At 45.4% G+C, this 25,197-nt stretch carries 23 protein-coding genes and 3 pseudogenes; 12 read left to right on the top strand and 14 right to left on the bottom strand.

Annotated elements, in window-relative coordinates; genetic code table 11:
- Positions 1–71 precede the first annotated feature (71 nt).
- The gene (locus HFV01_RS02630; protein WP_160162552.1) at positions 72–476 is read left to right on the top strand and encodes an LCIB family protein; all 405 of its coding nucleotides are present in this window, start codon (positions 72–74) and stop codon (positions 474–476) included.
- A gap of 91 nt (positions 477–567) precedes the next feature.
- Here HFV01_RS02630 and gyrB read toward each other — a convergent pair whose 3' ends face one another.
- Complete coding sequence (gyrB, locus tag HFV01_RS02625) at positions 568–2,505, bottom strand: DNA topoisomerase (ATP-hydrolyzing) subunit B (RefSeq protein WP_193520806.1); 1,938 nt, start codon at positions 2,503–2,505, stop codon at positions 568–570.
- A 121-nt stretch (positions 2,506–2,626) separates the two neighbouring features.
- Between gyrB and miaA the strand changes: the two genes are divergently transcribed.
- On the top strand, positions 2,627–3,592 hold the full coding sequence (gene miaA / locus HFV01_RS02620; protein ID WP_193520805.1) for a tRNA (adenosine(37)-N6)-dimethylallyltransferase MiaA: 966 nt from the start codon (positions 2,627–2,629) through the stop codon (positions 3,590–3,592).
- A 165-nt stretch (positions 3,593–3,757) separates the two neighbouring features.
- Here the strand turns inward: miaA and HFV01_RS02615 are convergent, their stop codons facing one another.
- Positions 3,758–4,207, bottom strand: a complete 450-nt coding sequence (locus HFV01_RS02615) for a hypothetical protein (protein WP_228116408.1) — start codon at positions 4,205–4,207, stop codon at positions 3,758–3,760.
- Positions 4,208–4,374: 167 nt separating this feature from the next.
- On the opposite strand from HFV01_RS02615, the gene HFV01_RS02610 reads away from it, so the two are divergent.
- Entirely contained in the window at positions 4,375–4,596 is a 222-nt protein-coding gene (locus tag HFV01_RS02610) for a hypothetical protein (RefSeq protein ID WP_006669309.1), read from the top strand.
- Between the two features lie 508 nt (positions 4,597–5,104).
- Here the strand turns inward: HFV01_RS02610 and HFV01_RS02605 are convergent.
- The 4 genes and pseudogenes from HFV01_RS02605 to HFV01_RS02595 form a co-directional block, all read right to left on the bottom strand.
- A complete protein-coding gene (locus HFV01_RS02605) occupies positions 5,105–7,351 on the bottom strand; it encodes an FUSC family protein (RefSeq protein WP_193520804.1) in 2,247 nt (748 codons plus the stop codon).
- Between the two features lie 40 nt (positions 7,352–7,391).
- Positions 7,392–8,180, bottom strand: a complete 789-nt coding sequence (locus HFV01_RS02600) for a putative bifunctional diguanylate cyclase/phosphodiesterase (protein ID WP_338085933.1) — start codon at positions 8,178–8,180, stop codon at positions 7,392–7,394.
- 9 nt (positions 8,181–8,189) lie between these two features.
- Positions 8,190–8,537 (bottom strand): annotated as a pseudogene (locus tag HFV01_RS30075) (diguanylate cyclase domain-containing protein); the annotation flags it as partial.
- Between the two features lie 12 nt (positions 8,538–8,549).
- Complete coding sequence (locus HFV01_RS02595) at positions 8,550–9,287, bottom strand: transporter substrate-binding domain-containing protein (RefSeq protein WP_006623554.1); 738 nt, start codon at positions 9,285–9,287, stop codon at positions 8,550–8,552.
- Between the two features lie 242 nt (positions 9,288–9,529).
- On the opposite strand from HFV01_RS02595, the gene HFV01_RS02590 reads away from it, so the two are divergent.
- From HFV01_RS02590 to HFV01_RS02575, 5 genes are all read left to right on the top strand, one after another.
- Positions 9,530–10,207 (top strand): ABC transporter ATP-binding protein, encoded by a 678-nt coding sequence (locus HFV01_RS02590; protein ID WP_193520802.1) that lies wholly within the window; start codon positions 9,530–9,532, stop codon positions 10,205–10,207.
- On the top strand, positions 10,197–11,003 hold the full coding sequence (locus tag HFV01_RS02585; RefSeq protein ID WP_006669313.1) for an ABC transporter permease: 807 nt from the start codon (positions 10,197–10,199) through the stop codon (positions 11,001–11,003). Before HFV01_RS02590 ends, HFV01_RS02585 begins: the two co-directional genes overlap by 11 nt.
- Before the next feature lie 162 nt (positions 11,004–11,165).
- Complete coding sequence (locus HFV01_RS02580; protein ID WP_006669314.1) at positions 11,166–11,813, top strand: RNA-guided endonuclease InsQ/TnpB family protein; 648 nt, start codon at positions 11,166–11,168, stop codon at positions 11,811–11,813.
- Positions 11,770–12,126 (top strand): RNA-guided endonuclease InsQ/TnpB family protein, encoded by a 357-nt coding sequence (locus HFV01_RS30070; RefSeq protein ID WP_071533561.1) that lies wholly within the window; start codon positions 11,770–11,772, stop codon positions 12,124–12,126. Before HFV01_RS02580 ends, HFV01_RS30070 begins: the two co-directional genes overlap by 44 nt.
- Before the next feature lie 91 nt (positions 12,127–12,217).
- The gene (locus HFV01_RS02575; RefSeq protein WP_006623550.1) at positions 12,218–13,510 is read left to right on the top strand and encodes a M16 family metallopeptidase; all 1,293 of its coding nucleotides are present in this window, start codon (positions 12,218–12,220) and stop codon (positions 13,508–13,510) included.
- A 399-nt stretch (positions 13,511–13,909) separates the two neighbouring features.
- On the opposite strand, the gene HFV01_RS02570 is transcribed toward HFV01_RS02575, so the two are convergent.
- From HFV01_RS02570 to HFV01_RS02545, 7 genes and pseudogenes are all read right to left on the bottom strand, one after another.
- Positions 13,910–14,179 carry a hypothetical protein gene (locus HFV01_RS02570; RefSeq protein WP_006623548.1) on the bottom strand — a complete coding sequence of 90 codons (270 nt, stop codon included), beginning with the start codon at positions 14,177–14,179 and terminating at the stop codon, positions 13,910–13,912.
- Between the two features lie 128 nt (positions 14,180–14,307).
- Complete coding sequence (topA, locus tag HFV01_RS02565) at positions 14,308–17,043, bottom strand: type I DNA topoisomerase (protein WP_035759138.1); 2,736 nt, start codon at positions 17,041–17,043, stop codon at positions 14,308–14,310.
- An 85-nt stretch (positions 17,044–17,128) separates the two neighbouring features.
- Positions 17,129–18,760, bottom strand: coding sequence for an RNA-guided endonuclease InsQ/TnpB family protein (locus HFV01_RS02560; RefSeq protein ID WP_438861258.1), 1,632 nt, complete (start codon positions 18,758–18,760; stop codon positions 17,129–17,131).
- Positions 18,729–18,809, bottom strand: a pseudogene (locus HFV01_RS31930) (IS607 family transposase); the annotation flags it as partial. The pseudogene HFV01_RS31930 and the gene HFV01_RS02560, both read right to left, overlap by 32 nt.
- A gap of 180 nt (positions 18,810–18,989) precedes the next feature.
- Positions 18,990–20,414 (bottom strand): group II intron reverse transcriptase/maturase, encoded by a 1,425-nt coding sequence (gene ltrA, locus HFV01_RS02550; RefSeq protein WP_311737710.1) that lies wholly within the window; start codon positions 20,412–20,414, stop codon positions 18,990–18,992.
- Positions 20,388–20,576: pseudogene (locus HFV01_RS32270) on the bottom strand (reverse transcriptase N-terminal domain-containing protein); the annotation flags it as partial. The pseudogene HFV01_RS32270 and the gene ltrA, both read right to left, overlap by 27 nt.
- Positions 20,577–20,597: 21 nt before the next feature.
- Positions 20,598–20,822, bottom strand: coding sequence for a reverse transcriptase N-terminal domain-containing protein (locus tag HFV01_RS02545; RefSeq protein WP_008054763.1), 225 nt, complete (start codon positions 20,820–20,822; stop codon positions 20,598–20,600).
- A 631-nt stretch (positions 20,823–21,453) separates the two neighbouring features.
- Here HFV01_RS02545 and HFV01_RS02540 point away from each other — a divergent pair.
- From HFV01_RS02540 to rpmB, 3 genes are all read left to right on the top strand, one after another.
- The gene (locus HFV01_RS02540) at positions 21,454–21,633 is read left to right on the top strand and encodes a hypothetical protein (protein WP_008050473.1); all 180 of its coding nucleotides are present in this window, start codon (positions 21,454–21,456) and stop codon (positions 21,631–21,633) included.
- A gap of 338 nt (positions 21,634–21,971) precedes the next feature.
- Complete coding sequence (locus HFV01_RS02535; protein WP_071533559.1) at positions 21,972–22,175, top strand: hypothetical protein; 204 nt, start codon at positions 21,972–21,974, stop codon at positions 22,173–22,175.
- A gap of 373 nt (positions 22,176–22,548) precedes the next feature.
- Positions 22,549–22,785: a 50S ribosomal protein L28 gene (gene rpmB, locus HFV01_RS02530; RefSeq protein WP_006669318.1), complete on the top strand. Its 237-nt coding sequence runs from the start codon at positions 22,549–22,551 to the stop codon at positions 22,783–22,785.
- A 108-nt stretch (positions 22,786–22,893) separates the two neighbouring features.
- Here the strand turns inward: rpmB and egtD are convergent, their stop codons facing one another.
- On the bottom strand, positions 22,894–23,943 hold the full coding sequence (gene egtD, locus HFV01_RS02525; protein WP_006623542.1) for an L-histidine N(alpha)-methyltransferase: 1,050 nt from the start codon (positions 23,941–23,943) through the stop codon (positions 22,894–22,896).
- 114 nt (positions 23,944–24,057) lie between these two features.
- Between egtD and cas6 the strand changes: the two genes are divergently transcribed.
- Positions 24,058–25,185, top strand: a complete 1,128-nt coding sequence (gene cas6, locus HFV01_RS02520) for a CRISPR-associated endoribonuclease Cas6 (RefSeq protein ID WP_006623541.1) — start codon at positions 24,058–24,060, stop codon at positions 25,183–25,185.
- Positions 25,186–25,197 lie beyond the last annotated feature (12 nt).

The raw sequence follows: 25,197 nt of genomic DNA, 5'->3' as shown, positions 1-25,197 counted from the left end.
CCCAAAAATTGACTTAGCACTCCCCCAAACCTATAATTTTTAACACTGATGAATATTAACTACCTTTTGCCATTTCTAAACATGGAGAAATCGGCAAAGTTTATCGGTCGGGAATAGATAAGGCTTCCCATGTTTGTGGTGCTTTAGAAGCAATTGTTAAGGAGTTAGAATCTGGTTATCTGCAATTAATGACCGATATGCAGGATATTGAGCAATCTATCATCCGTCAAAAAATCATTTTGGCGCTTAAATATGGGGATAAACCTAATCTAGTAGAAATCACTCAGTTAGCTAGTAAAATTATTTCAGAAGATGTAGAAAAGTTGTTATCTCCGGTGGATAATTTCGTGTTTAATTATGGGGTTATGACGGGGATTCAGATTCACGGCCCGATGGATACTCATTGGATTTATCCCCATGATTTTTATCTAGTTAGTTCTCAGTTACCAGGAGGCAAGAAAAACCTATTTTTGTAGGTTGATAGCAGCTAACCCACGGGTGAACTGGAAAGAACTGATGCGATCGCTTTCAAAAACTCAGCACATCAGTTCTCAGGCGGCGGGAAAATTAGATATCCAAATCAGTGATATCCAAACGAGGAGCATGATCCTCGATAAACTGGCGACGAGGCGCAACCCGATCGCCCATTAACACGGTAAAGATGTGGTCAGCCTCCGCCGCATCCTCAATTTCCACCCGTTTAATGCTGCGAGTTTCCGGGTTCATCGTTGTGTCCCAGAGTTGATTCGGCATCATTTCCCCCAAACCTTTAAACCGTTGGATGGTATAATTAGCATTATCGGGGAACTCAGCCAATTGTTGCTGCAATTGTTGCTCATTATAGCAATAGTAGTGATTGCGTCCCCTTTCCACCTTATAAAGAGGCGGACAGGCGATATAAATAAAACCCTGATCAACCAACTCTCGCTGATAGCGATAGAAAAAGGTTAACAGCAAAGTCCGAATATGAGCGCCATCAACATCAGCATCAGTCATAATGATCACTTTGTGATAGCGCAACTGAGACGGGTCAAACTCCTCCCCCTTAATACCCAATCCCAAAGCGGTAATTAGTGATTGAATCTCATTATTTTTGTAGATTTTCGCATCATCGGTTTTCTCAATGTTCAGAATCTTACCACGCAGGGGTAAAATCGCCTGAGTACGGCGATCGCGTCCTTGTTTAGCGCTACCACCCGCACTATCTCCCTCAACCAAAAAGATTTCCGACTCTTCCGGGTCACGGCTGCTACAATCTGCCAACTTTCCTGGTAACGGAGAAGATTCTAACACAGATTTGCGGCGCACCAAATCCCGCGCGCGCCGTGCTGCTTCCGCCGCCTTAAAAGCCTGAATAGCCTTCTCTAAAATGGCATCAGCCACATTAGGGTTAAAATCCAGAAACTCAGTCAGAACCTCGCCGACCAGGGAATCGACAATTCCGCGAACTTCGGTATTTCCCAGCTTAGTTTTGGTTTGTCCCTCAAATTCCGGGTCAGGAACCTTAACAGAAATCACCCCAGTCAAACCTTCCCGGACATTTTCCCCCCCCAGGTTAGGCTCATTATCCTTAATCTTATTACGCTTACGGGCGATCGCATTCATGGTGCGAGTCAGAACAGTTTTCAGCCCTTCCAAATGGGTACCACCATCAACGGTGCGGATATTGTTAGCAAAACCCAAAATCGTGTCGCTGTAGGCATCAACACACCACTGTAGAGCCACTTCCACCTGAACATTATTGCGTTCACCAGACACATAAATAGTATCTTCGTGGAGAGCCTGCTTTTCCCGGTTCATGTAGGTAACATATTCCTTAATGCCCCCCTCGTAACAGTAACTCTCAACCTTAGCCTCTTCCCGTTTGAGTAACTCCAGCCTGTTATCGGTGAGAGTAATGCGTACTCCTGCATTCAGATAAGCCAGTTCCCTTAAACGGCTGGCAATGGTATCATATTCAAACTCTATCCCCGTGGTGAAAATCTTGGTATCGGGTTTAAAGCAGACAGAAGTTCCCGTTTGGGTTTCTTTGCTAGAGTGTTCCTCTAGTTCTGTGACCGGAACCCCTCGCTCGTAGCGTTGAACGTATCGTTTGTGGTCTCGTAATACTGTTACTTCCACCCATTCTGATAAAGCGTTCACAACGGAGATACCCACCCCGTGTAAGCCGCCTGATACCTTATAGCCACCGCCGCCGAACTTTCCTCCTGCATGGAGAACAGTCATTACGGTTTCTAGGGCTGATCTGCCAGTTTTGGAGTGGGTGTCAATGGGGATACCTCGACCATCGTCAGTTACTCTGACGGAGTTATCTGGGTTGATCTCAACTTCGATGTGCGTGCAATAGCCAGCTAACGCCTCATCAACGGAGTTATCAACAACCTCATAAACTAAGTGGTGAAGGCCGCGTGGTCCGGTAGAACCAATATACATCCCCGGACGTTTGCGGACTGCTTCAAGACCTTCAAGAACTTGGATCTGGTCTGCTGAGTACGTGCTGGTCATCTAAAAACTGCTCCAATAATGGCGCTGAAGCCCAGGGGCTTCAAAAATGAGAAATATAGCCAAAATTGTAACACAAAAGGGTTATAGACGAGATGAGGGCAGGCTAAATTAAAGTTTGGATATGGGATATACCAATCATACAATCGACGATGGTCAACTTTTCACTCCTCCAACTGGGGTGATTGTGGTTTGTGGCGCGACGGCTACGGGAAAATCGGGTTTGGGGTTAACTTTGGCTAAACGCCTGGAAACGGTGATTCTCAGTGCGGACTCACGCCAAGTATACCGGGAGTTTGACATCGGAACTGCTAAACCTACTTTAGCAGAAAGGGAACAAGTCCCCCATTATCTGATTGATATCTGCGATCCGACGGAAACCCTAACTCTCGCAGATTATCAGGATCGGGCTAATCAGTTAATTGGCCAATCCCATATATTAGCGCCACGGGGTAAGCCTTTACTTCTGGTGGGAGGAACTGGGTTATATATTAAGGCGATCGCCGCTGGTTTGAAAATTCCCAGAGTTCCACCACATCCCCAATTGCGATCGCAACTCACGGCTTTGGGTCAACCTTTCGCATACAGCCTTTTACAGCAAGTTGATCCTGTCGCCGCCCAAAAAATTCACCCTAATGATGCTGTACGCACCCTCAGAGGCTTAGAAGTTTATTATGTCACGGGACAAACCATCTCAGCCCAACAAGGAGAAAACCCCCCTAATTACCCGATTTTGCAGTTGGGTCTAACCTGTCAAGACCCACTTACCCTCACCCGTCGCATCTGCGATCGCACCGAGGCTATGATAGAATCTGGCTTGGTGGCGGAAGTGCAACGTTTAGGCGATCGCTACGGTCAAGATTTACCCCTATTGAAAACTTTAGGCTATCAAGAGATTAGCCAATACCTAGCTGGCGATATTACCCTCGCCACCGCCAAAGAATTGACAGTTTTGCATACTCGCCAATTTGCTAAACGACAAAACACCTGGTTTAAGGCTATTCCTCAAATTCACTGGTTTGATGCTGATAGTACCAACTTAATAGACCAAGTTTGGGAAACTATTAACCGTTTTTTAACTTATCATTAACCTATAGAGATTAAAGCCCCTCACTCACCCTAACTTGAGGATAAATGAGGAGTAACTTGGAAAACAAGGAGAGAATTACATCACCCTCCAATTGTATCACAAGTGATTGAGTTTTAGTGGCGGACAAACAGATTCACTAGGCTATAAGTATTTTAGCCCACTATATTAGCTATCCGCCGCATCAGAAACATCCTCAATAGTCCGTTGTGCAGACTTTTTAGCCTCTCCCACCTTTTCCTTAACCACATCGGTAGCATCTTCTAATTGTCGTTTGGCTTCCTTAGTCATATCTCCACCTTCCTGCTTAACTACATCAGCAGCATCTTCTAATTGTCGCTTGGCTTCCTTAGTCATATCTCCACCTTCTTCCTTAACTACACCCGCAGCCTCTTCCACCTTAGTCTGTACTTCTGCGGCTAGGTCTTCAAGTTCCTGACGAAAATCACTCAAGTTTTCTGCTACATCTTCCTGATACTGATCCGCTTGTGAATTATTGTAACTAGCAGTTTCAGTGTTGCTACAAGCTGCTGTCACCAATAGTAAAGTCACCGCCATTAACACCGTCACCAAATGATCTAATCTCAGAGACTTCATAAAATCAGACAATCGTTTCATCAAAAAACCCATTAAATTAACTGCAATTGTAGACAAAAAATAAGTTTATCTATCATTTAGAATCACAAATTATGGGCTATTTTGTATCTATCATAAGGTAGAAATTTGGTGATTTTATAGGTATTGATACCCGCGATTGTCTTGATACCTAGCGGGAAAATCTAACTATGTCAATTCCTCCCGTAGCTATAGCGATCGCCATGACAATTGAGAAACGGCGTGATACATACCCTGTAGATAATCTGCCATTTCCTCTATTTCTAAAGCCACAATACTATAGTCCAGTAAAACTTGACGGGTGGGGGTTTCATCTTCGCGGTTCGCCAATTCGATTAAGGGTTTTTGTGGTAGACCCTTGGGGTCAACCTGAAACTATTGCGATCGCCTAAATGTATTGGGAATAGGGGGGAGAGGTTTTTGTGGTAGACCCTTGGGGTCAACCTGAAACTATTGCGATCGCCTAAATGTATTGGGAATAGGGGGGAGAGGTTTTTGTGGTAGACCCTTGGGGTCAACCTGAAACTATTGCGATCGCCTAAATGTATTGGGAATAGGGGGGAGAGGTTTTTGTGGTAGACCCTTGGGGTCAACCTGAAACTATTGCGATCGCCTAAATGTATTGGGAATAGGGGGGAGAGGTTTTTGTGGTAGACCCTTGGGGTCAACCTGAAACTATTGCGATGGCGTAACTGTATTGGGAATAGGGGGGAGAGGTTTTTGTGGTAGACCCTTGGGGTCAACCTGAAACTATTGCGATGGCGTAACTGTATTGGGAATAGGGGGGAGAGGTTTTTGTGGTAGACCCTTGGGGTCAACCTGAAACTATTGCGATGGCGTAACTGTATTGGGAATAGGGGGGAGGGGTTTTTGTGGTAGACCCTTGAGGTCAACCTGAAACTATTGCGATCGCCATGACAATTGAGAAACGGCGTGATACATACCCTGTAGATAATCTGCCATTTCCTCTATTTCTAAAGCCACAATACTATAGTCCAGTAAAACTTGACGGGTGGGGGTTTCATCTTCGCGGTTAGCAAATTCGATTAAGCGTTTTTGTTGTAGACCCTTGAGGTAAAGCTGAAACTGTTGCGATGGCGTAACTGTATCGGGAATAGGGGGGAGAGGACTTTGAGATTTTAGGGAAGTTTCCAATTGTGACAACCCCAAATCAATGCGACTGACAAAGGTTTCTAATTCTGGGTGAGGGTCTGTACCACTAAAATCATTTAATTGGTCAATTAGAACAGTGATAGCGCGACTGAACCGAGTTAAGTTAGTCATCAGAGTTAAAGCTATTTCAATTTGGAGTTGGGAAGTTTGCGGGTCATCAATGAGTTTTTGTAGAGAAATTTGGGCGTTAAATTGAGCGAGTCTATTCTGGTGGCGCTGTTTATTGATAGCCTGATAATCGGGAGATTTATTAGACAAGTAAGACATCATGACTATCTGGAAATAATCCCGACTACAGCTAATAGCATTAGTGGCTAGTCTCCAGAATTGTTGTTCCTGGCGATCGCGAAATAGAAAGAATGCAGCCATAAAAGCTAACCCAGAACCAATTAAAGTAGCAATCACTCGCAGAGTCGCGATCCAAGCATTCTCAAAAGTTCGGCTTTGTTCGAGAGTTACAGCATATACAGTAATCAAAAAAACGGCTACTCCATAGTTAAACCTGAGTAAGGAGAAAGCCACGGAAACGGACACAATAGCAATGGCTTCTAAGCCTGCTTGGGTGTAAATAAACACAGTTAATATAGGGGTCATTAACGCACCCAAAACTGTGCCTAAAATTCGTTGAAAAAAGCGGCGAAATGTGCTACCAAAATCATGCTGTAAAACCAATAATACAGTTAAACTAATCCAGAAGCCTCTGGGGATAGATTCAATAGTAGCGATCGCCACTGCTACTGATGTAGCAATAGCTAGTCTGAGTCCATGACGGAAGATAGCAGAATCGAAACTCAAGTTATCTAACAGAGGTTGAAACCAGGGTTGATCACCTTTTTCTAACAATATAGTTATTTCGGATAATTCCGAGTTATTTTCTCCTGGAATAGTAGTGGGTTTCATTTCCTCGACGACTAAATAGGTTCTTTCCAGTAGAGAAATCAACCTATTTAAGGCTTCGACTAACCGGACAAGAGAAATTAAACTCACATAAGCATCTACCTGATTACCAATAGTTTGACGTTGAAAAGATTGTTGTTCATCTAGGGCTTGGGTAATTTGTTTGAGACGATCACAGTTGAATTTAGCTGGTTGATTGCGGATTTTTTGGACTAAATTTTCCAGGTTAATGACTATTTCTTTAAAAGCCTCATTTAACAATATTTTTACGGTGATATTTTCGGAATTTTGTCGATGGATTCCCGATAACTTAATTAAGGTAGAGATAGCGGTCATCAAGTATTCAATATCTTGAATCAAGATGACTGCAGCTTGTCCGATTTCGGAAGTACCTCGGCGACCTTGGCGGTTGATGACTAAAGCATCTTTAGCCAGTTGTAGTTTTTCTCGCCATCCTTTAACTTGCTGTAATTCGGAGACAGATAGACTGGTAGAATTACTTAAAACTACTTGTATATAATCAGCGATCGCCGTATAACAGTCAGCTATGGCTTTTTTGAGGGGGAGATAAGGTTGTAGGGGCCAAAAAATGAACCATAAAGCGATCGCCCAAATTCCTCCCACCAAACCAATCAACATCCTTTCTCCGGCTACTATGATATCTCCTGGGGGAGTATGAATAGTAAACAGAAATAAAATCCCAGTCACAATTCCCGTCATTATCCCAGGATGTCCGTAAACTGCAGCATATCCTACCGCAAACATCCACAAAAAGGTCATCAGTAATTTTAGCCAAATAATATGGGATACCAAAGTTCCCAAACCAATAGCTAAAAGACCTGCTAACAGGGTAGCGATCGCTGTTTTTGCCCGAATTTTATAAGGGCCACCCACCGCCCCTAAAATAAAAAATACCCCTGTCAAACCTATATAAAATCCCGTCTCTGGATAACCCATTAACCGACCGATTACTAGGGGAACTGCTAAAGCTATACCCGCGCGAATACCTCGGTATGCTTCGATATTTTTTTCAAATTTCAGCAGAAAATTAAACAGGTGATTATTTGCTAAATTCATCAGAATATTTACTCTCAGGAATACACAATAATTTTTGAGATCATAACTCCGTGATGTCACTAGCCGGAACAGGTCGAGAAAATAAATAACCTTGGGCGGCTTCACAACCGAGTTTTTTCAGCCAGTGGAATTGTTCGGGTGTTTCCACACCTTCAGCAATTACATGAAGTTTCAGTAATTTACTTAAAGCTATAATGGATTTGGCAATCACCTGGTGGCGGTCACTCAAATTGGCGGGACTGACAAAAGAACGGTCAATTTTGAGACTATTAACAGGTAACTGATGCAAATAGCTAAGGGAAGAATAACCTGTGCCAAAGTCATCAATACTTAAACCAATACCTTTGGCTTTAATTTGGTTGAGTAAATCACAGGTTTTTTCAATATTAGCCACTAGCATACTCTCGGTAATTTCCAGGACTAAGCTATTCTGTTTCAAATTATAATTATTTAGCACTTCGTCAAGTTGTTCTAGTAAAAAAATATCTAATTGTTTAACGGAAAGATTCACACTCATCTTTAAAAAATGGTGGGGAAATTGATTTTCCCACTCGGCTAATTGTTGACAAGCTGTGTGTAATAACCATCTCCCTATAGGTATGATTAAACCAGTGTTTTCGGCAATGTTAATGAAGTGACCAGGAGCTAAAAGACCCCTTTCCGGATGCTGCCAACGTACCAGCGCTTCTAATCCCTGAATCCTCTGGTTTTTGATATTTACAATAGGTTGATAATATAAAACTAACTGATTGTTTTCTATGGCTTTGCGGAGGTCATTTTCTAGGTGCATTTGTTGGACAGCTTGGAAGTGCATCAGCGGGTCAAAGATAGCATATCTCCCCCGTCCTTCATGTTTGGCTCGATACATGGCTAAATCGGCATCCCTGAGTAAATCTTCGGCTTTTTCGTGGCGGTTTGTCCGCACAACTATGCCAATACTACTATTCACAAATACGTCTCTTTTCCCTACTTGTAAAGGTGACGATCGCAGACTTTCTAAAATTCGTTCCGCTACCCTTGTCGCCTCATTGGTCGCCTCTAAATCTTCTAAGACAATCACAAATTCATCCCCTCCTAAACGCGCCAATAAATCAGTGTCTCTGACTAGATTTTGGATGATTTTTGCCACTAATGACAGCATTTTATCGCCAATTAAATGACCTAAGCTATCATTGACAACCTTGAAATTATCTAAATCTCAAAACAGGATGGCTAACTGCAAATTAGGATTATTTTTAGCTCGCTTTAAAGCCATGTCTAGGCGCGCCATTAGGTGATTCCGGTTGGGAAGTCCGGTTAAGCCATCATGGAGGGCATCATATTTTAACTGTTCTTCTGCTTGAATGCGATCGCTAATATCCCTAGATGTACTCTGTAAATGTCTGACCTCTCCTTGGTCATCTAAAATCACTTTGGTGAGAGTTTCTAACCAGATATATTGTCCATTTTTTTGGCGGATTCGATAAATTATTGGACGAGATATTCCCGGTAAAATATTTAGGGAAGATTCCAGAGATACCGGATATAATTGGTCTGGTTGTAAAATATCAGTGGGATTTTTGGCAATCAGTTCCTCTGGGGTATATCCTAGCAATATTTCACGGGAGGTAGTCACATATAAATAACTGCCATCAGCAGCGTGTAAAACAACTTCTTGGTTAAAGTTAAAACGGCGATCGCGTTCTTCTGAGTGAGCCACATCTACCATTAAATCAAGTTGTCCTTCCTCCAGTAATTCTAGGCATTGATTCCACTCACAGGGGATATACTGCAACTGCCAATTTTGCCTCCTTGCTATAGGGTTAAGTAAATCTACCCAGAACCCCGCAGGTTTACCAGTTTCATCAATAAAAATCTTGGGTTTATTTTCATATATCCCCACCCTAACTAGATTCTCTGTAGTTGTAGCCGGGGCAGCATACACCCCTAACTGCATAGATATAATTAAGCAACTACTAAACGCTGCAACAAACTTCATTTTATGGTGATTCATTTTAATTCAGTCTATCATATAATAGATAGTAGCAACCCCATACCAAAATCTGCCCAATCTTCTGCCTAGAGACCAATAGTTGACAGTTTACCCATCCCCAGGAATAATTAGGAACTATCAATTATCTCTGGTTACATCTGTTGAACCGAACAGTTAGCCAGAGACAACCTTGTTGGTGTTGAGCAATGGCAATTCTGGAAGCCATCAAAATCGGCTGTCAAAAAATACAACCTTCCCAAACCACAGAGCAAGCAGCCAGGTGGCTATGGCGTGGTTTATCGTTTGAACTAGAACCGGGCATACAATTAGGCTTGGTCGGTGCGACGGGAACCGGAAAAAGTTTATTATTGAGAGCGATCGCCTGCCTTGACCCCCTAGGGGAAGGAGAAATCAGATATTTAGATCGCTCCCTGAGCGCCTGGAATTTGCCCCTGTACCGCTCACAAGTCATTTACCTACATCAACGCCCCATCATGTTCGAGGGTAGCGTAGAAGCCAACCTAAAGGCAGTCTATCAACTGGCGGTTAACTCCCACCGTCGCTATGACCCTCACCGAGTCCGAGACCTACTCGAAACCTTCAACCGACACCCGGAGTTTCTCTACCAACCCGCCGCCAACCTATCAGGGGGAGAAAGTCAAATTGTGGCAATTATCCGATCGCTACAACTAGAACCCACCCTTTTATTATTAGACGAATGTACAGCATCTTTAGACCCGGACACCACCCAAAAAGTGGAAAAGGCGATCGCCTCCTGGTTGGCGGCGAACCCTCAACGTGCTTGTATTTGGACTAGCCACGACCCCCAGCAAATTCAACGAGTTACCAATCAACAACTTATCCTTTCTGAATATGTCGGATGATTACCTTTCCCTCAGTTATGGACAACTAGGCGCATCAGTTTTATTAATTATCATCAACGTCGCCCTATCCGTACAATTACGCCTAGGCTTAGAACGCTCCCTCGCCATAGCCTCACTGCGTTGCGTAGTACAATTATTGTTGGTGGGCTATATCTTAGAATGGTTATTCGCCCTGGATAACCCCTGGGTAGTATTAGCGATCGCCCTATTAATGGCAGCCATAGCCGGAATATCAGCAGTAAACCGAACATCGCGCCGTTTTGCGGGAATCTATTGGCGGAGTTTACTGTCAGTATTAGTATCAGCCCTTTTAATCACCAACCTATCAGTCATCGGCATCATTCAAGTACAACCTTGGTACAATCCCCAATATTTAATCCCTCTGTTGGGAATGATCCTCGGAAACACATTAAACGGAATTTCTTTAGGCTTAGACAGGTTTATGGAAGGAGTCGTCAGTAACCGTAATGGCATTGAAACCCTACTCGCCCTAGGTGCTACCAGGTGGGAAGCCAGCCATAAACAAATTCAGACCGCAGTCCGAACCGGCATGATACCTATGATTAACTCTATGATGGTTATGGGTGTAGTTAGTTTACCCGGTATGATGACTGGTCAAATTTTAGCCGGAGCCAGCCCCCTTGATGCTGTACGCTATCAGATTGTGATTATCTTTGCGATCGCCTCCGCCAGCGCCCTCGGAACTCTCGGAGTCGTCATACTAGCCTGGTTAGCCCTATTCAGTCCCAGTCACCAACTCCTAAGCGATCGCCTTGATCAGATCACCAAAAAATGAGCAGTTGTTATCATGGAACGACTATCACCACTTCTGAAATCTCCTAATTTTGTGTTACGTGAATAGACGATAGCTTGAAAGCCCTGTGGCTTTAGCCCAGGGATGAAAAGCAACGGCGGCTTTAGCCGCATTCTTGCGCCAGATATGCTAATATAAGGGAAAATGATTGTACTTGAGTTCAAAGCACGGGTAAAGCCTGCCCAGGCTACCGCTATAGACGACGCTATACGGACGGCTCAGTTTGTCCGTAATAAGGCGTTGCGCTATTGGATGGATAGCCAAGATGTCGGCAAATACGACCTTAGCAAACTCTGCAAAGCGTTAGCTGAGGAGTTTCCCTTTGCCAAGAAACTCAACTCCATGGCTCGTCAGGCTTCAGCAGAACGGGCCTGGAGTTCAATCAGTCGGTTCTACGACAACTGCAAAAAGGGCATTAAGCCCGTAGGATTCCCCAGGTTCAAAAAGCATTCCCGCTCGGTGGAGTACAAAACCTCTGATGGCAGTGTGGTGGAAGCACCGCAGTTCTATCGCAAGTCTGAAAGGCGGTTGAACAAGGCCAATCGAGAGAAGTCCAGAAAGTACCGCAAGGGGGCAAAACCACAGTCCGGGAACTATCACAGGGCTAGGAACCGATACGCCCGGAAGCATTTAAGGGTAAGTAGGCAGCGTAATGAGTGGGCGAAGAGCATCGCCTACTGCGTCATCCAATCTAACGATTTGGTTGCCTACGTAGACGCGAAGCGGCGCGCCGAAGGCAGACTTGAATGTGAAAGGGTTAGTACGCAATCGGCATCTAGCCAAGTCGATTAGTGATGCAGGATGGTCAATATTTCGCTGTTGGTTGGAGTATTTTGGCAGGAAGTACGGGAAGGTAACGATTGCCGTTCCTCCCCAATATACGAGCCAGGATTGCTCAAGCTGCGGCCAACGAGTCAAGAAGGCACTCTCAGTCAGAACCCACCACTGTCCGCATTGCGGCTATGAGGCTGACCGAGATGTGAATGCGGCCATCAATATCCTGCGCCTGGGACTAACTACCGTGGGGCACACGGGAAGTTATACGCTTGGGGAGAGCGGGCCTCTGGCTGGGTTGGAAAAATCCTGCTCAGTTAAGTCCGGTTGATGAACCAAGAATCCCCGTCGCGTGACTCGCGGGGAGTGTCAAAAAAGATCCTGGCATCAACTGCGATCGCATTTCATCATCATAGGCAGCCGTGACTCAAACCCTAACCCCATCATTCTCAGATACCCAGAACGTTCATCGCTATGTTTTAGATAACGGTATTATCCTGTTAGTCACTGAAAACCCGGCGGCGGACATTATCGCGACCCGTTTATTTTTGAGGACTGGGACCCGTTGGGAACCACCACACCAAGCCGGACTCTCTCACCTCCTCGCCGCCGTCATGACCAAAGGGACAGAAAGCCTGTCATCCCTAGAAATTGCCGAAAGAGTCGAGTCAGTTGGGGCGAGGGTTAGCGCGGACACCTCCTCCGACTATTTCCTCGTCGGTGTCAAAACCGTTTCTGGTGACTTTGAGGATATTTTGGAGTTAGTCGCCCAACTCTTGCGCGCCCCATCTTTTCCCGAAGCGGAAATAGAACTGGAACGCCGCATCACCATTCAAGGTATTAGAGCCCAGAAAGAACAACCATTTTCCGTAGCTTTCGACCATCTACGACGGGGAATGTATCAAAACCATCCCTATGCTATTTCCAGCCTCGGAACCGAAGAAACGGTAAGTCAAATTACCCGCGCCGACTTACAGGAATTTCATCAGACCTATTTTCGCCCAGATAATCTGATTATTTCCCTAGCGGGACGCATTACCCTAGAGAAAGCCCTAAGCCACATACAGAGATGCTTTGGAGACTGGAAAGCACCCCCGACTCCCCTCCCCAAACTCACCCTACCAACAATCATCTCTAACCCCCACAAGGCGATAGCACCCCAGGAAACCCAGCAATCTGTAATTATGCTAGGATACCTCGCCGCCTCGGTCTATCACGAGGATTATGCCACCCTCAAAGTCATGAACACCTATTTGGGCAATGGTCTATCCAGTCGCCTCTTCGTCGAATTACGCGAAAAGCGGGGACTAGCCTATGATGTCTCGGCTTTCTATCCTACCCGCCTAGATGCTTCCCAATTTGTCGTGTATATGGGTACTGCCCCTAATAATACTGCGATCGCTATTGACGGACTACGCGCCGAAGTAGACCGACTTACCAACACCCCCCTCACAGAAGAAGAACTCCAGGTCGCTAAAAATAAACTACTAGGACAATATGCCCTCGGAAAGCAAACTAACAGCCAACTCGCCCAAATTTACGGATGGTATGAAACCCTAGAATTGGGTATTGACTTCGACCAGCAATTTCAAATTGATGTCGCCTCGGTCACAGTTCCACAAGTCCTAGAAATATCTCAAAAATACTTCTGTCAACCTTACCTCGTCTTGGTCGGTCCACAGGCGATCGTCACCCCTTTTTCCTACTCCCACTAACATATTCTCTGCCATGCACAAAATCGCCATTTTGTCAAGATGTCTAAAAACCCTAGCCCCACTCATCCTCAAAACTCGTGCATCGCCAGTTTCAGTTTTCCCTCAAAAAATAACTTTAATCGCCAGAGAATCGGGGTTTCAGCCTTTATTGGTGCATCAAGACACAATAGCCCCTTGGTATCGGTTTCCTCAATGTTACCACAACCCCGATAATCTCGTCAACTTTTTGCCACTTTTTATCAAAAAAAACGTATCAAATCTTAACAATATTTTAAAAATCCCATATATTTGAGCCGTATCAATTAGCCAAACTTATTTTTGGGTCAGGCAACAAATCACCCTGTGGGGTCAACCTGAATCGACCCCTTAATTGATGGTTTCCGATTTGAGACCGTCTATTTAACTGGGTTTACTGACGCTTTTACAGTGGCTGCTGTCAACAATATGCGATCGTAGGGTAGCCGGTTGGGTGAGTGATTCATGAGCCGGTACAGGTTCCCCTATCGGGTGAAAAATGACCTGTTTACAGACCAATTGACTACTACCGCCATAGGCATAATCCCAAATATAGGATTCTGTATCATTAATCGTCGCCGCAGCCGGAGACCAAAACGAACTCAGCAAGACCAATTCTAAAGCCACCAAAGCCGTGATGATATATTTCCACATAATAAATCCCCATTCCCATCAACTCACAGGGTCATAGGCGAGTTTCCGCAGTATCCCTATTGGCGATCGCTAGTCGATACAACCCGCCCATTCTCCCATTATATCAGCCCTTCCCGGGATGTCAAAACTTATTCCGTTTCCCCCTTAGTGCTGGATTTTTTCCTAGTCGTGGACTTTTTGGCAGTAGTAGACTTTTTGGCAGTAGTAGACTTTTTGGCAGTAGTGGACTTTTTGGCAGTAGTGGACTTTTTGGCAGTGGTACTGCTAGTAGACTTCGACCTCGACTTCGACTTCGACCCAGAAGCCGCCTTAGCCTTTAAGAGTTCCAGAGCCTGTTCTAGGGTGAAAGTTTCGATCGCCTGTTCTTTAGGCAAAGAAGCATTAATTTTGCCATGCTTAATATAGGGACCATAGCGACCATCATAGATATTGAGAGGTTCTCCATCTTCCGGGTGTTCTCCCAACTCTCGCAGGGGAGTAAGAGTTTTTTTAGTCCCCCTGCGTCCCACCTTCGGTTGTGCCAGAAGTTCCAAAGCCCGCTCAAAAGTAATAGTCAAGACATCATCAGGAGCCTTGATAGAGCGATAATCCTTAGCCTCCTTACTTTCATGAACCACATAAGGACCAAAGCGACCAATAGCAGCCTTAACCTTAGCCCCCGTTTCGGGATGCAGTCCCAAAAGGCGAGGTAAAGACAAAAGCGACACAGCCACATCCAAAGTCACCGCATCCTTTTCCAGTCCCTTGGGAAGGGAGACCCGTTTCGGCTTCTTATTAGTTTCCGACTCTTCCCCCAACTGCACATAAGGACCATAGGGACCAATTAACATAAAAATCGGTTCCCCTGCTTCTGGATGAACTCCCAGCTTTTCCGGTCCCTCCGTCTTTTGTCCAATCAACTCCTGAATTAACTCAGGAGTCAGGTCAGCAGGAGTCAGGTCTTGAGGAATGGAAGCAGTAATAATCTCCTCATCCTTCTGTGCCTCAATATAAGGCCCAAAGCGACCCAAACACAAACGGTAAGTCATGCCATCAGTAGCATCACCCAAATTTTCCAATTCAATAGTTCGGGCTACCTTAGCATCAATTTGGCTTTCCTGTTCCTTAACCTGATTTTCCAGCCCCCCGTCACCGGAATAGAACTGTTGCAAATAAGGCAACTGGTCCGCCTGTCCAGTGGCTATTTCATCAAGAGTATTCTCCATGCGAGCGGTGAAACGGATATCCACCAAATCGGGAAAATGTTTCTCCAGGAGGCTATTAACGGCAAAAGCCGTAAAAGTAGGAATCAGAGCATTGCCCTTAATTTGAGCATAACCGCGATCGATAATCGTACCAATGACACTCGCGTAGGTACTCGGACGACCTACCCCCTCACTTTCCAGAGTTTTGACCAAAGATGCTTCTGTAAAGCGTGCCGGAGGTTGGGTTTCATGTCCCACTGCCTCCAAATCCTTACAATCAGGATGTTGACCTACTTTTAAAGGTGGTAGAGGTACTTCTTGATTTTCCAAAGCCGCATCAGGATCATCAGACCCTTCTACATAAGCCCGCAAAAACCCAGGGAAATCAATACGTTTCCCCGTCGCCCGAAAACCTGCATCTTCCACCTGTAAGTCAACAGAGATATTAGTTTGGCGAGAGTCAGCCATCTGAGAAGCAACGGTCCGCTTCCAAATTAAGTCATACAGTTTCAAGTCATTACCACTTAACTCAGTTTCCTGGGGAGTACGGAAATAACTTCCAGCCGGGCGGATAGCTTCGTGGGCTTCTTGAGCGCCCTTACTTTTGGTCGTGTACTGGCGTGGTTTCGGACTCAGGTACTCTTTGCCATATTTCTGCTCAACGCAGTTTCTAGCAGCTACTATGGCTTGCTCTGATAAATGTACAGAGTCAGTCCGCATATAAGTAATATAACCACGCTCATAGAGTCCTTGAGCCACCTGCATAGTCTGACGGGCGCTAAGTCTGAGTTTCCGGTTAGCTTCCTGTTGCAGAGTCGATGTGGTAAATGGCGGCGCGGGTTTGCGAGTAACTGAGCGTTGGTCAATATTGCTGACAGACCAGAGTTTCTCCCTCAGTCTCTCCTTGAGGGCTTGGGCTTGGTCTGAGTCTAGTAGGACTACATTACGCCCCTCGGCGATTCTACCAGTGCTTTCATCGAAGTCGCTACCTGTGGCTACCTTTACCCCATTTAGGGTAATTAGTTTCGCCTCAAACTCGGTTTTACCTTGTTCCAGCAAGGCTTTTAGATCCCAATATCCTCCCTGTCGGAAGGCGCGACGTTCCCTCTCTCGGTTTACTATCAATCTTACGGCTACAGACTGCACCCGACCGGCTGACAAGCCTCGGGCGATTTTTTTCCACAGCAGTGGTGACAGTGTATAACCATAGAGGCGATCGAGTATCCGCCGGGTTTCCTGGGCGTGAACCAGTTGTTCATCTAAGTCTCGGCAATGTTGTAGGGCTGAGAGTATGGCTTCCGAGGTGATTTCATGGAAGACCATACGCCGGGTGGGAATTTTCGGTTTTAGCACCTGCAACAAGTGCCAGCTAATACTTTCCCCTTCTCGGTCTTCGTCGGTGGCTAGAACTAACTCTGTCGCTTGTTTAAGCGCTTTTTTGAGTTCTTTGACCACTTTCTGCTTATCTTTGGGGATTACATAAATAGGCTCAAAATTCCCTTCCACGTTTACCCCTAGCCCTGCCCATGTTTTCCCCTTGTACTCTTCGGGAATTTCATCAGCAGAGGGTGGTAAATCCCGGATATGACCCATTGAGGCTTCTACCTGATAGTCTTTCGGTAAGAAGTTACGAATAGTCCGGGCTTTGGTCGGTGATTCAACGATAACTAAAGTTGACATAGCAGCTTTTTCGTATAGCAGCAAACTGGACTTGGGGTCTGGCCCTGGTTTGGGGGAGACCAGAATTTATCTTTTTCTGATACATTTACGCGACATTTATCCGGCTATTGCCTGACAATGCGACGATAGCACTATTACCCGTTAAGGTAACAGAGGCGGTATCCCGCAAAGCTTTTAGAAAGATTCCAAAAGCACCGTTCCAGTCCCTGGGTAGAGTGAACCCGCACTCCGGACATCGGAACACTTTTGAGCCACCTAGCTGGGAATGCATCTGACCACAGTGAGTACAGGTTTTGCTGGTGTATTCTTCCGTCACATCTACAACTGTGGTTCCAGTTATTTCCCCTTGATGTCTCAGGGTTAGTTTGAATCGATAATGCGCCCATGTCAGCATGGCGCGGGCAGTCTTAGACCTGATTTTCCGCTTTGCTTTGGCAACCATATCGGAAGTCTCGAAGGTGGGCAAAAAAATTATGCTGTAGTTGTGAGTCAAGTAGTGAGCAATTTGTTTGTGGGCTTCATCAACTAGATTGCGGATTTTGGTTCTCATTCGTTGAGCCGCTTGCCTCATCCGTCGCCTCCTTGAACGACAGGGTTCCTTGGCGATTCGGCTCATTAAATCATCCAAATGTTGACATAGCCTAGTAATGCGTCCAATATCCCCGGAGCCCAATTCCAGAAATCGTGAACCATCAAACCCGGTTATGAAAGTTCGCACACCCGGGTCTAATGCAATTACGCCATTCGCTTCAGTTGGGGTAACGGCAACTGGTTCAGGGAAAATCGCCAACCATCGACCTTTGGTAAACACCAACTGAGTCCCTTGCCCGCAAGTTTTAGGGATAGCTTCGGAAACCATGAAAGTTAATCCTTTCGTTAGTCTTGGATACCAACTCCCTGAAGAGAAATTAGTATTATTGAACTTAATCCCTTGAGAGCTGTCACGACAACTTCTAAACCTGGCATCAGGACTGGCGGTCAAAGCCTGATAGGCATCAAAGATGGCATTTTGCCGAATGTGGCAGGGTGTTTCTTTGACCCATTCGGGTAAGTCACTCGGCATCACTTTATTGCGTAACTTTAACTTGCTTAGTCGTTTACCACTCCGGGATAATGCAATTGCTTGGTTATAGCAATACCGACAAGCAGCCAGCCATTTACGCCAGACTTGATTTAGCTCTGGGCTGGGGTAAATCCGGATCTTCTTTGACCTGAGTTTTGTATTTACTCCGTCGGTATAATCGGGAACTGAAGCAGTGGAAGAGGGCGAGGATGTCCTCAACCATTTCTGGTTCTGGACTGAGACTTGTCTCGTTGAGAACCATGAGTGAGCACCTGTTTTGCTCACAGAGCCATCGAAACAAGTCAAATCCCCATATTGCCAATCGGTCTGGGTGGGCAACGACAACCATGCGGACATCTCCTGACAAATGATGTCCCAGTCAGACCAGCATTTTCTTTCCCTTGAAGTTGAGCCCGCCTCCGATTTCTGAGACGACTTCTGCTTCGGGGTAGAGGTTGGACAGTGCGGCCACCTGTCGGTTGAGGTCGGACTGCTGGGCGCGGCTACTAACTCTGGCATAGATAACGACTTTGCGTTTGTCACTGCCTGATTTGGCAGCAGTATATGACTCAACGTTGTATCGTCGTTGCCCAGCGGGGGTTCTGATGGTCTCGATTGAGCCATTGGAGTCCCATCTGCGGAGTATTCTTTCATGGACTCCAAGGATTTGGGCCGCTTCCTTGGGTTTGACATATCTGGCAATAGGTTTATCCTCAACTCTTCTCGCTTCTTATACCATATTGCCCTAAAATATTAACCTAATTTGAGATTAAATCATGCTCTTGTCGGACTGTTTAGGCAACACCATTAGGGGTCGAGAATGGAGTCACCTCCATCCCCTCCCATTCAGAACCGTGCGTGAAAGTTTCCCTTCACACGGCTCCTAGTTTGATTGCTCCATTGTTAGGGATACGGCTTTGGCATTGTCTAATGCCGTTTTATTATCGTGACAGTGGCGGTGCAGTAATTGAATATTCTTGTATTCATCCTTTCCGCCGTGGCTTCGAGGTACAATATGGTCTACTTCAATTATGTCTGATGGGGTAAAGTATTGCCCACACCAGGCACACTTACCTTTTTGCCTTTTGAGTAGTTTGGCTACTTTTGTCGGTGTATCAGTTGTTTGTCCTTTTCTGGTTGCCCAGTAAGTCCAATTTCCGTCGTATGGTGTTGCGTCCGGGCGCACTAGGGTATGTCTGACCAATGGGGTCCAGTTATGCTTATGCAGATGTAACCCATCTTTGGTTTGAAACATCCAAGTTTCCTGTCTTTCTTTCCCATTACTGAGTTTAACCGTTCCCGGTTTAAAGTATTTACTCAGTTTCTTATGTTTTGCCTTTCCGCATCTTGAAACTGTCCATGCCCGCAACATTTGCCAAACTGTGTAATCCAACTTATTGAATGTCTCAACTGAGACTACCCCGGAATAGTAATTAGACCATCCTCGTATTATCGGGTTTAGTCTACTAATCAGGGCTGATTGGGGTGCTGTTTTATGTTGTTTTATTACACCCTTCATCACTTCAGTGTGGGCTTTAACTGCTTTCTTGCTGGGTTTAATGTGAGTTACAAAGGTTTTCCTTGTGTCCCTATTTATCTTCCCTGCTCTATGTTTTCCTGCTGGGTATTGCCTGATATTGAATCCGATAAAATCGAACCCTGATTCCTCTGTTTTGCCATTATACTCCATAGAATTGAGTGTGTGACAAATCCGAGTCTTTTCGGGCTTAATTTCTAGTCCAACGGGTTTTAACCATTCAGAGATTGCAGTTTGGCACTGTTCAATGATTCCTAGGTCTTTTGAGATTACCACGAAATCATCCGCGTACCTTATTAGGGTAGCCTGAACGGTTCCCCTTTTCTTGGGATACATTGTTTCGATTAATCTTGCCATTCCATCCAGTGCGATGTTGGCAAGTAGTGGGCTTATTACCCCTCCTTGTGGTGTCCCTGTTTCTGTATCCTCGAATACGTCGTTATCCAACACACCTGCTTTTAACCATTGTTTCAGGTCTCTTTTTAGGCAGCTTGGACCATGAATTTTGGACAGTAGGTAATCATGGTTTATTCGATCGAAACACTTCGCTATATCCGCGTCTAGCACGTAGTATTCACCTTTGTTGATACTCAGGTAAATCCTGGCTATTGCATCCTGAGCTGACCTCCCTGGTCTAAACCCATAGCTTGTGCCTTCAAATCTTGCTTCCCATTCGGGTTCGAGTGCCGACTTCACCAAGGCTTGCCTTGCTCTATCTTGGATAGTGGGTATTCCCAGGGGGCGTTTTTCATCCCTTCCAGGTTTTGGAATCCACACCCGTCGCAGTGGTTTGGGTTTGAGTTTCCCTTTGATTTCCTTCACCATCTCTAGCCTTTACTTAGGGGATATTACTATCTTTCCATCCACTCCAGCCGTCTTTTTACCTTGGTTTTCTTGGGGGGCGGGTTTATTAAGCTGACTGTTGGGAAGCATGGCTGACCGTGGAACCCGCCCCTACAGCCGCACTGCTAAGAGCCGGGCATAATATGATTTCACCAGTAGACGTTGCAACCTTCTAACCTTTGCATTCTGTCCCGATTTAGCTGCTTGAAATATACTCTTTTGGAGCTTAAAAACTCTCCGTTGAACTTTCGTCCATGGGATTGCCTTCCATGCGTTGTTCGTAGTCTTGATTGGTTTTGATTTCTCAAACCCTTTCTTTAAGCTCGCTATCGCCATTTTTACACCTACTAGACTCTATTCCTTGCAATCAAACCGTGACCTGTTAGCATATCCCTTCCATTACAGTCGGGCGTTGGCTTTTGGTCACATCTCACATCCCCAATGGTTAGGGGTCGAGAGTGAAGTCACCTTCACCCTCTCCCATTCAGAACCGTGCTTGATAGTTTCCCATCACACGGCTCCTGGTGTGGATACCCTATTTGTCAAAGGAGCAGAATCAAGAGACCTGCTTTCTACTTCGATGTTCAGAGCTATATGCACCACGTAGTCTTTAAACTCGTCCTCGCCATTATACTCTTACTGACCGCAGTATCTATATCCCCACCGTGACCTGTGGGCATATCCCAACCATGACAATTGGGCTTTAGCTTCTGGTCACATCCTTCACCCTCTAAGCATGCGCTTACATTTTTCACTACTGCCTTGTGAATAGCATTACTCACTGGTTTATAGGCAGAGCATTAGAGGGGTTACAACGTTCCGATTATATGGGCATTCCATCGTTAGATTTGTCCTCTCCGCCGGGGTACTTTTAAAGGTCTGTGTAGGTAGTCGCACGAACCCCCTACTTTTCCCCTTGCCCTTTTGAGCGCAGCGTGTCAACCTATTTCGCTGCTAGTGTATTACGATGGTTCAAGTCGGACATTCGGTCTTCCTAATCATAGATGGTTGGCAGTGGTCGCGTCTTGGTAGTAGGTTCTACCTCACGCCTTCCGTTCCCCGCTTCAATCCTGGAGTTATGATTTCCAAAACTGGGGGTGGCTATCGCCGTTACTCTCTACTCCCTGATTTCTCAGTTCGTTTATGACCTTGAGTTCCCTGCCTTGCTTAGTTCCCTAAGCGTCGGGACATATAACCAGTTATGAGGATGGTCAGGAGAGGTCTCCTTATATCCAGATTCGGAGCTGGAATCCTCACCGGGTAGTTATTTCGGGCATTTCAGCCCTATTTCATACCCGAACGTCTCGCACCATACGCTTACACTTGTCACTACTGAGTTCTTCGACCAATTCCCTCAGAGCACTTGGGGACTTAAAACGTTCCGTTTATATGGGCGTTCCATCCTTAGATTTGTCCTGTCCACCGGGGTACTTTAAAGGTCTATGCAGGTGGTAGTACAAAACCCCTGCTGTTCCCCTTGCCCTTTTGGGCGCAGCGTATCAACCCATTACGCTACTGGCTAATTACGGTGGTTCATGTCAGACATTAGGTTCCCCTAATCGTAGATGGTTGGCAGTGGTCTCGTTTCTGGTGTTAGGTTACACCTCGGAGCCTTCCGTTCCCCGCTTCAATCCCAGGTTTGTGGGTCTTGAAACTGGGGGTGGCTATCGCCGTCACCCTCAACCCTGATTTCCCTTCATTCCTGTACGGTTCCCCGTCTTTTCCTAGGTTCGGTTTCCCGTCCCTCTGATTGTTAAGAAATGTTAAGAATTGTTACAGGGTTTGTTGACCTTGGGTTCCCTGCCTCATTTTGTATCTTATGATACTAAATTTAGGGACATATAAACAGTTATAGGGATGTTCAGAAGCGAGCTTCTTATATTCAACCAAGGGGCTGAAGTCCCTACCAGGCGGTTATTTCGGGTATTACACCCCTATTTCATGCCTGAACGTCTCGCACAGCACTATCTAGCCTAACCCAACATTTCCAACTATCTCACTTGATTTAGCCCCCGATCGCTTATAATAAGGGTTTGCATTTAATTTTCAACTGGAGGGTACTATGTCTCGTGTCTGTCAGCTTACAGGAAAACGGGCTAATAACGGAATGGCTGTCTCTCACTCCCACCGTCGTAGTCATAAACTACAACAAGCTAATTTGCAGTGGAAACGGATATGGTGGCCCCAAGGTAAGCGCTGGGTACGTCTGAAACTTTCCACTAAGGCTATTAAAACTATTGAGAAGAAAGGGTTACAGGCTATGGCTAAAGAGGCTGGCATCGATCTCAATAAATTTTAGCTTTTCGGGCTACACATCACCCATTTCTATTGATAATGGAACTCCCTCTCCTTCTGGGAGAGGGCGCTCGGGCTGGGAGCATCAATTTTACAGGATATACTTCCTATCCTACCCCTTGCATTTAGCCAGAATTAGACCAAACCAATTGTTACTATCAGTCCAAGTCTTGACGGGTTGTAAACCTTGCTGGTTGAGATAATTCTGCATATTTTCTAGTTCAAATTTTCGGGAAATTTCGGTGCGGACTGTTTCCTGGGCGCTAAAATTGACGGTCAGGTTTAAACTTTGCAGACGTACAGTTTGCTGACAGAGACTGCGTAGGTGCATCTCAATTTGATGTTCTTCTAGGTTATAAAAAGCCCAATGTTCAAAGTTGTTGATATCAAAATCACCATCAAAACGATGGTTTAAATGTGACAGCATATTTAAATTAAAAGCTGCCGTTACCCCTTGACTATCATTATAAGCGGCTTCTAAAATATCGGTAGGTTTATGTAAATCCACACCTAATAGGAAATATTCCCCTGGTAATAAAGCGGCTGTAATTTGTGAGAAAAAGCGATCGCACTCACTTGGGGTTAAATTTCCCAAGGTGCTACCCAGAAAGCAAATCATGCGACTGGGAAGCGGTGCGGGTTCTAATGTCGCTAAAGCCTGTTCATAGGTGGCTACAATTCCATGAACTTGTAAAGATGGATAATCTTCTAACAATTGATAGGCGCTAGTTTCCAAAATACCCCCACTAATATCAATGGGAAGATAACGCAAAGGATAGCCTAAACTTTGGTAAGCATCTAATAAAATCCGAGTTTTAGTAGAACTACCACTCCCTAACTCTACCAATTCCGTCGGACCAGTTAAAGTGGCAATTTCCGACGCAAAATCCCTTAAAATAGCCGTTTCTGTGCGGGTCGGATAATATTCGGGTAATTCGCAGATTTTTTCAAATAACAGAGAACCCTGATCATCATAAAAATACTTAGGGGACAGAGTTTTGGGCTGGTAGGTGTTGGCTAGACCCTCGATTATATCATAACCCGTGGCGGGTTCATTGGCTGGGGTCTGGTTGGCATTAACTAGAGATTCAATCCTGATTCGTTGCTGGAGTAGGGAGCGATCGCTCGTTTCTGTAGTAGTCTGAGGGTGGGAGATATACATTATGGCTAAAGTATACACAGCAATGGCATCAAAAAAACTGCTGCCATTATGTATTGTCCCATACCATTGTCAACAAAAGGTTATGTTAACCGAACCCAAAAACCATCAACTGTTATGGCTTACCCTAAGAAACGTAACCGTGAGCATCCCTCGGTAAATTCCCAGTGGTCTACCGAAAGCGAATTGGTAGGTTTGGAATTTGAACTCACAGCTACGGACAATCATACCCTTTACCCCCAATATACCATTGGTCTACACGCCTGGTTTCTTGACCAAGTGCGTAACACTAACCCAGAACTTTCCCAATATCTCCATGATGGACAATCAGAAAAAGCCTTTACGATTTCAGGGTTGTCCGGTTCCCTAATGACCTCTGGAAAAAATCTGCAATTACAAGGCGATCGCCTCTATCATTGGTATGTCACGGGGTTATCTCGTCCGGTAGTTCAGTGGCTAGGGAAATGGACCCAAAACCTACCCCCCCGCATTGAACTCAGAAACGCCCCCCTAACTATCAATTCCTGTAAAGTCTTCCTGGAAGCCAATACCTATGAGCAACTGTGGGAACAGCAGTCCCCCAAAACCGGAAACCTGAAATTAAGTTTCCTCTCTCCCACCAGTTTTCGTCACAAAGGACATCATCTCCCCCTACCAATTCCAGTTAACCTCTTCCATAGCTACCTGCGGCGGTGGAATGATTTTTCTGACATCAAATGCGATCGCGACTTATTTTTAGAATGGGTCGATGAGTTTGTCATCCTCCAACGTCATCACCTACAGTCCGTCAAAGTCGCAGCCGGAAAACGGGGAATGGTAACCGGGTTCACCGGAGCCATTGAATTAGCTACCTCCCAGAAAAGCAAAACCAAGTTTTCTGGAAATATCCAACAGCAGCAACAGCTATTTTACGCCCTAGGACAACTAGCCCCCTACTGTGGAACGGGACATAAAACCCCCTTTGGTTTAGGACAAACTCGCTTAGGCTGGTTAGTAGAAGATATTCAGCCTATCTCTACTATTCAACAAATACTAGCCGATCGCATTCTGGAATTAACCGAAATTTTCCGTTCCCAAAGACGGCGCACCGGGGGAAACCGCGCCACCGACATAGCCGAAACCTGGGCGACTATTCTGGCGCGTCGGGAGTTGGGGGAATCTCTACAAGCGATCGCTACTGATTTGGAAATGCCATATCAGACAGTAAAAACCTATGCTAAACTAGCACGGCGCGCCTTAAATTAAAACATTCATCAG

Origin of the sequence: Limnospira fusiformis SAG 85.79 (assembly GCF_012516315.1) — a bacterium.
Taxonomy (GTDB): Bacteria; Cyanobacteriota; Cyanobacteriia; order Cyanobacteriales; family Microcoleaceae; genus Limnospira; species Limnospira fusiformis.
Note: the sequence above shows the minus strand (reverse complement) of the source record. Positions and strands in the feature narration are given on the sequence as shown.